At 71.8% G+C, this 6,075-nt stretch carries 4 protein-coding genes and 1 tRNA gene; 3 read left to right on the top strand and 2 right to left on the bottom strand.

Going from position 1 to position 6,075, the window contains the following annotated elements; genetic code table 11:
- The first annotated feature begins 312 nt into the window (after positions 1–312).
- The gene (locus A3IG_RS32010; RefSeq protein ID WP_018385166.1) at positions 313–1,083 is read left to right on the top strand and encodes a helix-turn-helix domain-containing protein; all 771 of its coding nucleotides are present in this window, start codon (positions 313–315) and stop codon (positions 1,081–1,083) included.
- A gap of 363 nt (positions 1,084–1,446) precedes the next feature.
- Here A3IG_RS32010 and A3IG_RS0118940 read toward each other — a convergent pair.
- A tRNA-Arg gene (locus A3IG_RS0118940) sits at positions 1,447–1,519 on the bottom strand.
- 283 nt (positions 1,520–1,802) lie between these two features.
- Here A3IG_RS0118940 and A3IG_RS0118935 point away from each other — a divergent pair.
- Positions 1,803–2,771, top strand: a complete 969-nt coding sequence (locus tag A3IG_RS0118935; RefSeq protein WP_018385165.1) for an ankyrin repeat domain-containing protein — start codon at positions 1,803–1,805, stop codon at positions 2,769–2,771.
- 613 nt (positions 2,772–3,384) lie between these two features.
- Positions 3,385–5,424, top strand: a complete 2,040-nt coding sequence (locus tag A3IG_RS0118925) for an ABC transporter ATP-binding protein (RefSeq protein ID WP_018385163.1) — start codon at positions 3,385–3,387, stop codon at positions 5,422–5,424.
- 80 nt (positions 5,425–5,504) lie between these two features.
- On the opposite strand, the gene A3IG_RS0118920 is transcribed toward A3IG_RS0118925, so the two are convergent.
- A complete protein-coding gene (locus A3IG_RS0118920; protein ID WP_018385162.1) occupies positions 5,505–6,071 on the bottom strand; it encodes a rhodanese-like domain-containing protein in 567 nt (188 codons plus the stop codon).
- Between the last annotated feature and the right edge of the window lie 4 nt (positions 6,072–6,075).

Below are 6,075 nucleotides of genomic sequence, written 5' to 3'. Positions count from 1 at the left end.
CCGCGGAGCTGGCCCGCACCGTGCGCCTGGAGAAAAGCGCGTACGGGCACGAGGCGCTGGCCGTGGGTCGGATCGAGCTGGCCGACCCGGACGCCATGGCGCAGGCCGCCGCACTGGTCCCCGTCCCGGCCTGACCCTAGCCACCGAAGCCCCCGCCGGGACGTTCCCGGCGGGGGCTTCGCGCTGTCCGACCACCGGGCGCCAGCCGGCACTTCTCCCTGGTCACACGCCTAACAGTGACTGATGATTGGCCAGATTGGCTGAATCTCGCCGGACCCCTCTGATGCGCCTTCCCCCACGCCTGGAGAGACGATGCACTGCGCCCCCGACCCCGACCCTCTCCCCGCACTCCGCGTACTTCTCCGGGCCGCCCGGCGAGCCCGCGGGCTGTCGCAGCAGCAGGTCGCAACCGCCCTCGGTGTCGACCTGCGCACGTACCGCCGCTGGGAGACCGGCGGGCGCCGCATGCCACCCGCTCGGGTGGACGCCGTGGCTACGGTGGTGCGGATGACTCTCACGCAGCGTGACCGACTCCATCAACTCGCAGTCGGCCGATTGCCGGATCCAGAGCCCGTGCAGGCCGCCGACCCGGCCCTGGTGGACCCTCATTACCTGGCGATGATCGCCGCGCAGACCACACCGTGCTACCTGGTGACAACCGGGTGGAACCTGATCGCCGCGAACCAGGCGTTCAAACAGTTTTTCTGGTGGGTGAACTTCGACGACGTTCCGGTGAACCTGGTGCCGGCCGTGATCGCGCCGGAGGCCCAGCAGGCGCTCGCCGACTGGGAACGTTCCTGGGGCGGCCCGATCATGGCGCAGATATGGGCCGCGCACCTCGCGCATCCGCATCACCCGGTGCTGCGGCGGGAGGTGGCCCGCTTGATGGAGTCTCCAGATCCGGCGGTGCGGCGCGCGTGGGCCGCGCGGGAGCAGTACTCCGTCATCCACCCCGACACGTCGGAACGGCCGATCCGGCACCCTGCGCACGGCGGCCTTATCCGGGTCGTCATCCTGTCCAGCGTCCCGGAGAGCATGCGGGAGAGGGGATTCCGGCTGCTGGTGTGGCGGTACCTTACTTAGGAGGGCCTTAGTGGACCCTCCCGGTCATCGGGGATGCCGTGTAGGAATGGTGACCGACTCGCGAAGGGCATCTTGGTGGAGCCTCTCCAGTCGTGCCGGGGGCTCACGGAGTGCCCCCTCTCGTAGGTCCCGGCACAGGTACCGGCCCTCCCCTCTCCCAGGGGAGGGCCGGTTGTCGTTCACCCCGCCCGTGACCTGCACTTCCATCATGATCATTTAGGAGATTTTCCGGAGACCGCATCGGGTACTCCGGACGTAGCGCCAACGTAGCGCCAACGTAGAGCTGTGCACGGCGACGACAAAGGCCCACCCCGGAGGTACCTCCGACGTGGGCCTTTGCGTCTTTCGCTGCTGGTCTCACCGTGCCCCAGGCAGGATTCGAACCTGCGACACCCGCTTTAGGAGAGCGGTGCTCTATCCCCTGAGCTACTGAGGCGGAACCTGTCGGAAAGCCGGTCCGTCACCCGCCCCGGGTGGGCGGTCCTTCTCTGGCTTCCCGGCAGTTGCGGGGGTTGCGCAGGCGCTGACGCCTGTGCCACCGGCGACAGTGTAGCGGGTGGCGGATCAGCGGTGCGGCGGGACGGGGCGGCCCCTGCGGGCGGGGCTGGCCGGGTGCCCGGCCCACACGGGGCGCGCTCGCCCGTCCTGCCCCCGGGCGTTGTCAGACCCACCTGGGACGGTGTGGGTGCGGGGAATTGCCGGTTCGGTGCTTGGGGGGCGTGGTGACGGGGCGGAGTGACGACGGCTGGGCGGGCATGTGCTGGGAGAGCTGGCAGGACTACGGCGACGTTCGGCGGCGCCTCGACCTGGGAGCCGATCCGGAGGCGTTCGGAGGGGGGCGCCCCCTGCACCTGGCAGCGATGTCGGGGTCCCCGCAGGTCGTTGCGGAGCTGGCCCGGCGCGTCGCGGACGTTGACGCGCTCGAGAACGGCACGACCGCGCTGTGGGAAGCCGTCCTGTTCGACCGACCGGACAACGCGCGGGCCCTCGCCGCGGTGGGTGCCGATCCCTGGAGGCCCCTGCTCGGTGGCTGGTCGCCGGGGCGGCTCAGCCTGGCCGGACCGACGCCGGACCTGTTCCCGGTGCCTGAGGGGGGACCTCGGCTGACCGAGGAGGAGCACGCGGCGGCGCGGGAGGGCAGCCGGCTCGTCGCGGCGCTGGGGGAGTTGCACTGCGACGGCACGGGGCTCGCATGCGTGGCGGGGATCGACGCCGAGGAGGCGATACGTCGCCTGGAGGCGACACCGGCGGACAGCGAGGAGCTGGACGAGGTGCTGGAGGATCCCTATGCGTACGACATGGACGAGATATCCCACATCGTCGGTGTGACGACCGTGCCGGGGGGCTGCGTCGTCACTCAGCCGTGGGGGTACGCGCCGAAGATGCCCGGCGTGCTGGTCCGGCTGTCCGTCGGCACCGTCTGCTACGGCCTGTACGCCAACCCCAAGAGCGGTAACCAGGGCAGCGTCGTCCGCAACGGCGTGGTCGAGGGCTGGGACCTCCACCCGGGCGGCGGGCCGGACGTGGGCTTCACGCCCGAGGAGGTCCTGGTTTCCTATCTCTACCGGGGCAACGCGGTCGCCCATGCGTGCGCCTTCGCCGGGCTGCGGCTGACCGACGCGCGCGCCGTCGTCGGGCCACCCGACAGGTGGGTCGAGCTGCCGCGGCGTGAGTACTGGAGCGACTGACGCGGGAGCCACGGCGAACGGCTGTTGGTGGTGCCGGTCGTCCGCAATCCCCGGATCGGGTGGGGATGTCCGCCCGGGTGGTTCGAACTGTGCGCCATGGCGCTTCCGGCCAGCTCCGGTGGGAGAGGCACGAGGCGCTCGAACTTTTGAACGGCAGATGGCCCGTTACGTGCCACTGATCAGCACCGTTGTTCAGGCGCCTGTCCGACTCGCCGTCCAGCCAGGAGCCCTCATGCACCCGCACCCCACCGTCGTCGGCGTCCACCCGGTGTTCGAACGAACCGGCACGGTGTTCCTCGGCCCGCGGTCGCCCACCGGAGGCGGGGGGACCGGCAGCCCCGGAAAGGGGACCGGCAGCCCCGCACGCGGTTGCAGTCCCGGGACCTGGACCACGTCGGAACGCCGCTGATCCACGAACCCGACAGTTGCGCGGAGTCGGGCTGGTGGCCGTGCGCCGCTCTGTCCGAGCCGCTGGTGGACCACACCGTCGTCGCGCTGACCCGGGTCGCTGCCGAGCGCACCCACACGGAGAGGAGGTGGCCCTCGTGACGGCGGCGGGGCCCGGCGAAGGGCAGGCACGCACTCGTCAGGCCCAGCGAGGAGGACAACTCCGATGTGGACGCGCACGAAACGCACCAAGGGACACCCGAAGGGGGCACCCGACCCCCAGGAGGACGTGTCGGACTCAGAACGGCTGCTGTTCGGTGGACCCCTGCGGAACGAGGCCGGGTGGAACCAGCACGACGGCTCGTTCCTCGAACTGGGACTGCGTTCCGTGGTCGGGCAGATGCCGCGGCTGGTGGGCTCCACCATCCGGCTGGCCCACCGCGCGGACCCGCGTGCGCTGCGCGTGGTCGCGGCGGCGGAACTCACCAGCGGGGTCGTGCAGGCCGTCGGGCTGGTCGCGGTCAACCGGGTGCTCGCCCACCTCCTGGGGCCCGGAGGGACCGGTGAGCGCCTGTCGGCCGCCGTTCCCGCGCTGGCGACGGTGGCCGTCGCCGGCGTGATCGGCGCCCTGCTGCGGTCCGCCTCCACCGCCGGCACGGGTCGACTGGAGCCGAAGGTGTTCCGCGTGGCCACCGAGGAGTACCTGGAACGGGCGGCACGTGTGGAACTGGCCGCGATGGAGGACGACGAGTTCCACAAACTGCTCGACTCGGCCCAGTGGGGCGCCGAGTCCTCCCGCCAGATGATCAGGCTGTGCTCGTCGGTCATCACCGCGGTGACCGCGCTGGTAGCGGCGGCCGGCGTGCTGACCGTGCTGCACCCGGTGCTGCTCCCGCTGCTCGCCGTGATGACACTGCCGAGCGCCTGGAGCGCGCTGACCATCGCGCGCCGCCGCTACGTCTCGTTCCACACCTGGATCCAGCACGCCCGTGCCGCGAGGCTCCTGAAGCAGTTGCTGATCGACCCCCAGGCCGCGCCCGAGGTACGGGTCCACAACGTCGGTCCCTTCCTGTTGAGGCACTTCCGCACCATGGCGGAGACCGGCGAGCGGGAGCAGACCCGGCTGGCGTCCCTGGCCGCCCGCACCGGCCTCGCCGCCTCCGCCTGGACCGGCCTCGCCGCCACCGTGATGTACGGCGTGCTGGGTCTGCTGCTGTGGGCCGGCGCGATGGACCTGGCCGTGGCCGGGACCGCGGTGATCGCCGTCCGCACCGGCTCGTCCAACCTCGAGACGCTGGTCATCCACCTCAACCACCTCTACGAGGAGTCCATGTTCGTCGCCGACCTGGACCGGCTCTGTCAGGAGGCCGACCGCCGGCTCATCCCCACCACCGGTCTCCCTCTGCCACGGGAGGTGCGCGCCGTCCGTTTCGAGAACGTCACCTTCACCTACCCCGGCGCGTCGACGGGGCCGGCCCTCAACGGGGTCGACGTCACCATCCCCACGGGTCGGATCGTCGCCCTCGTCGGCAGCAACGGCAGCGGCAAGTCCACCCTCGCCAAGCTCCTGTGCGGCCTGTACGCCCCCGACACCGGTCGCATCCTCTGGGACGGCACCGACGTCACGAAGGCCGACCGCGCCGAGGTCTTCGACCGGGTCGCGGTGGTCACCCAGGACTTCTTCCGCTGGCCCTTCACCGCCCGGATCAACGTCGCGATCGGCCGTCCGGACGCCCCGCACGACGACGAGCTCCTGCACTCGGCGGCCGAGTACGCGGGTGCCGGGGAGACCATCGCGTCACTGCCGCGGGGATGGGACACCCTGCTCGCCCGGGGCTACCGGGGAGGTCACCAGGTCTCCGGCGGCCAGTGGCAGCGCCTCGGCATCGCCCGCGCCCGTCACCGTGACGCCGAGGTGCTCGTGGTGGACGAGCCCACCAGTGCCCTGGACGCCGAGGCCGAACAGCGGGTCTTCGACCGCATCCGCAACCTCGCCGCCGAGGGCCAGACGATCGTCCTGATCACCCACCGCCTGCACAGCGTCCGGCACGCCAACCACATCTACGTCATGGACCACGGCCGTATCGCCGAGCACGGGACTTTCGACGACCTCATGCGCCTGGGACACGGCCCGGGTCTCTTCCGGCGCATGTACCTGACGCAGTCCGACCAGTACCGCCTCGACGGCCACGCCGTGCCGGCACAGCACGACGGTCACGAGGTCGGCTCGGACACGGCCACGGGCGGTGAGGGCGCCGGGGTCTGACCGGTCCGGTCCCGAGCGCCGCTGGCCCGTCCACGGGGGGACGGGCCAGCGCCGGGCGTGCGGAGCGCTGGTGGGAGCGGTCAGCCGGCGAGAGCGGCGAGGGTGGCGTCGAGGTCGGTGGCGCGCGGCCGGTTGTGCGGGAGCTTGGCCAGGAGGTGGGCCATGCCGCAGGTGTTGGTGAGGGCGGAGAAGACGAGCCCGCCGGCGACCCCCGCGGACAGCAGGCGGGTCTTCGGCCAGCGCAGTCCTGCGACGAGCCCGGTCAGGACGAGGGAGCCGGCGGCGAAGCGGACCTGGCGTTCCATGGCCCAGGGCGCGCGGGAGCCCGCCGGGCGGTGGAGGTCGTGTCCGAGCTGGGTCCACGCCTGGGTGCCGCCCACCAGGGTGGCGGCGGGTACGCCGTCCCCGGTGAGGCGTTCGCACGCCTGGGCGGAACGGCCGCCTGAGGCGCACACGACGAGGAGGTCGCCGCGGGCGGCAGCGGCCCTCAGCGCGGGAAGCGCCGCCTCGAGGTGGTCCAGGGGGACGTTGTGGGCACCGGGGAGGTGCCCGGAGGCGTACTCACCGGGGGTGCGGACATCGATGATGGTCAGTTCGTGGAGGCGGGCGTGCGCCTGCTCCGGAACGAGGGAAGTGGTGGCGGCCATGCAT

This window comes from Wenjunlia vitaminophila DSM 41686 (genome assembly GCF_000380165.1).
In the GTDB taxonomy this organism is placed as follows: domain Bacteria; phylum Actinomycetota; class Actinomycetes; order Streptomycetales; family Streptomycetaceae; genus Wenjunlia; species Wenjunlia vitaminophila.
Note: the sequence above shows the minus strand (reverse complement) of the source record. Positions and strands in the feature narration are given on the sequence as shown.

Bases quoted from the DNA above. Each gene is read 5' to 3' on its own strand.
- A3IG_RS32010 (WP_018385166.1), top strand. From the start codon at position 313: ATGCACTGCGCCCCCGACCCCGACCCTCTCCCCGCACTCCGCGTACTT.
- A3IG_RS0118925 (WP_018385163.1), top strand. From the start codon at position 3,385: ATGTGGACGCGCACGAAACGCACCAAGGGACACCCGAAGGGGGCACCC.
- A3IG_RS0118920 (WP_018385162.1), bottom strand. From the start codon at position 6,071: ATGGCCGCCACCACTTCCCTCGTTCCGGAGCAGGCGCACGCCCGCCTC.